Annotated in this window: 4 protein-coding genes; all 4 read right to left on the reverse strand. The window is 35.5% G+C overall.

Annotation, left to right across the window (positions count from 1 at the left end; all coding sequences use genetic code 11):
* Positions 1-111 precede the first annotated feature (111 nt).
* Positions 112-447, reverse strand: a complete 336-nt coding sequence (locus tag CWB66_RS16640) for an AAA family ATPase (protein WP_138586235.1) — start codon at positions 445-447, stop codon at positions 112-114.
* Positions 448-602: 155 nt separating this feature from the next.
* Positions 603-1,184, reverse strand: coding sequence for a hypothetical protein (locus CWB66_RS16645; protein ID WP_138586236.1), 582 nt, complete (start codon positions 1,182-1,184; stop codon positions 603-605).
* A 509-nt stretch (positions 1,185-1,693) separates the two neighbouring features.
* Positions 1,694-2,281 carry a hypothetical protein gene (locus CWB66_RS16650; RefSeq protein WP_138586237.1) on the reverse strand — a complete coding sequence of 196 codons (588 nt, stop codon included), beginning with the start codon at positions 2,279-2,281 and terminating at the stop codon, positions 1,694-1,696.
* On the reverse strand, positions 2,278-2,647 hold a 370-nt coding region (locus tag CWB66_RS16655; RefSeq protein WP_171037528.1), incomplete at its 5' end, for an AHH domain-containing protein. The genes CWB66_RS16650 and CWB66_RS16655, both read right to left, overlap by 4 nt.

The raw sequence follows: 2,647 nt of genomic DNA on the forward strand, positions 1-2,647 counted from the left end.
GGGATTACATAAATGGATATTACAATAATGTTAGGCCGCATCATTATAATGCCGGTTTAGCGCCAAATGAATCTGAGGTTAGATACAAAGATTCCAAAACTGTGGCCAAAATTAGTTGACCACTACAAAGCTCAAGTTATCTCTTACAAAGTCCTCATTAAATACTCTAACTTTAGCGGCTGTGAAGGGAGTGTTTTCACTTTTAAATTCTGAACCATCATTTAACTCTATCGAGAATGAGGGGTTAGTATATTTATCCGATATACTGCCTGTTTCACAAGCTCGAAACACTCTGGACAGGGTTGTTTTTCCAGAGTAATTTCGGCCATAAATTATATTGACTGACTTGAACTCTGCAATTCTATTGTTAGGTTCTTTAACTGTTCGATCCCAATCGAAGCTCTTATAAACAGCCATATTGGTAATGCTTTTGATTTTTTTGAACATATAACATCCTTGTGCAGACTACTTGATAGTTGCGAGTGCTCTAACGCCCCAATCACCGGGCCGGCGTAGTGAAGCAATTTTTGTGGTACAAGAGTGAAGCAACACCACAAAAATTGCGCAACGTAGCTGGCTCTGCGTGCATTGGCTTGTTATGCCTATTTGGTTGATTTGTGAAATACAATGGCATCACGAAATCCGTTATTTTCTATTATTGGTTCGGATAATTCACTGATATTGAAAAACTCAGAAAGCTTATTTTTGACCACATCGAGATTCTGTTCACTCGGTGAAACAATATCAGGAGGTATGAATATATTTTCAAACTTCAAAGTAGCCTCAAGATTGAACTCTTGGTTAGGTTCTTTGTAACAGCAGTAATCGAATAGGACTTCGCCGAATATTTTAGCTTTAATGTTATCTCCATCAAATGAACAAAAGCTTATCTTGGTTACATCAACCGGTATGTGCTGACCATCAAGATAAACGGACCCGTCTATATACCCCTCTTCAGGGTTAACTGGGAACTCGAATTCTTTGTCCTGAAGATCGGAAAATGATCTAAAGTGGATCTTAATAAAATCTAGCTGGATACAGGTTTTTTCAGTTTCGTTTTGAAACTCAAACTCCTCTAAATCTATCGAGATCGATAAAAATAGAGTCATCGGTAAGCCGACATTCTCATTTTTGAATAATAGGGCGTTTATTTTACCGCACTCAGGACTAATTTTTATTGCCACCGTCTCTCCTTAGGGCATAGCAACTTTATCAGAAGACACTTTCCTTTTTTAGTGCGAAAACGTCCTTATTTTTTGAACTTACATTAATAGCAAACAGTTTAAGTCATTGCCAGCTATAAATATTATTCTTTCTGTTATTTATATAAACATGTAAAAAAGAGGAAAGTGTCCTCTTATTCTTACTAAATTAATGACTACTCACCTCAGTGACCGCTTCTCGCTCATTAGGGACTGTCAGATAAGATCCAAACCCTCTTTTCAAACTGAGATGAGGGCTACTACAAATTTGTTATTAAACTTTTATGCAAGAGAAATTGGTAAAAAACAATCACCGGATAAGCTGTTAAAGTTTATTGGCATATAGCATCCGATTTATTTCAGTCATTTAAATACCCACATCCATGTAGATATTGAAATAACTAAAATATAATAGTTGGTTTTTAAAAGGTAGTTTTGATTTTCGTTTTACATAACGCTACCTAAATGATGTTTTCTTTATCTAAATTAACTTAATTAGAAAAAATATTATCGAGATCTTCGTCAATATAAACACCCGTCAATCCATTATCTTCTACAGCAGATTTAAACTTATCTGTACAATACAAACGAGAACCACCTGTAAATTTACTCTTAAAAACAGGCTTATTTTTTACATCATCATTTATGAAAGCAATCTTGATATAATCTAAAGGATAACCGTCTAAATATTCGCGTTCACATTTTGCTTCATCTTCTTGTCCAAATGTACGCAAGTTAAAGATTACAATAGGTTCACCATCAGCTTTTGTTTCAATAAACTCACCTAAAGGCGCTAATAAATCTTTTAAAGCTTCATAAGCATTCATCCGAAGAGCGATAAACCCATCCATGATACTTATATCGTAGTTATCTTTTAGATAACCAGGTAAAAAAGACAACTCATAACCTTCAGGCCAATACTCTAATAATGAGTCATTATTCATATGGATATCAAGTAGAAACATGCAAGCATCTTGATTAGATGGCAACATTGGTTGTATTTCTTCAGCGAATGAAAGTATGTCCCACTCAACCATGTCGTAAGAGTTAGTAACAGGCTTTAACGAGAACAACTTCATGATTTACCATCCCAATTAGCATTTTTACGCATCATAACGCTGGCTGGCATCATATGATTTTTAATTTTTATTTTCACGCCACGAAATGCATTTATGAAATCGAGCTTATTTACTTTGGTTCTTAAACTAGTAGACACCCACACTTCATAATTATGGCGATGCAACCTTCTGTGAGAAACAGTGTCAGGCGTAGCCCAATCATCTGACTTGTTTTTTTCAAAGTTTCTTAGCCATACCCCATTCGTAGGATCATTAATACCAATACCAAACGAGTGCATTCTTAAACGTGTGGCATATGTAAGACGTTGTCTATAGCGCCCTTTACCACACACAATGTGATGTGCCTCATGATATGAAGTCGGTTTT

The organism is Pseudoalteromonas sp. S558 (assembly GCF_005886635.1).
In the GTDB taxonomy this organism is placed as follows: Bacteria; Pseudomonadota; Gammaproteobacteria; order Enterobacterales; family Alteromonadaceae; genus Pseudoalteromonas; species Pseudoalteromonas aliena.

Bases quoted from the DNA above. Each gene is read 5' to 3' on its own strand.
- CWB66_RS16640 (WP_138586235.1), bottom strand. From the start codon at position 447: ATGTTCAAAAAAATCAAAAGCATTACCAATATGGCTGTTTATAAGAGC.
- CWB66_RS16650 (WP_138586237.1), bottom strand. From the start codon at position 2,281: ATGAAGTTGTTCTCGTTAAAGCCTGTTACTAACTCTTACGACATGGTT.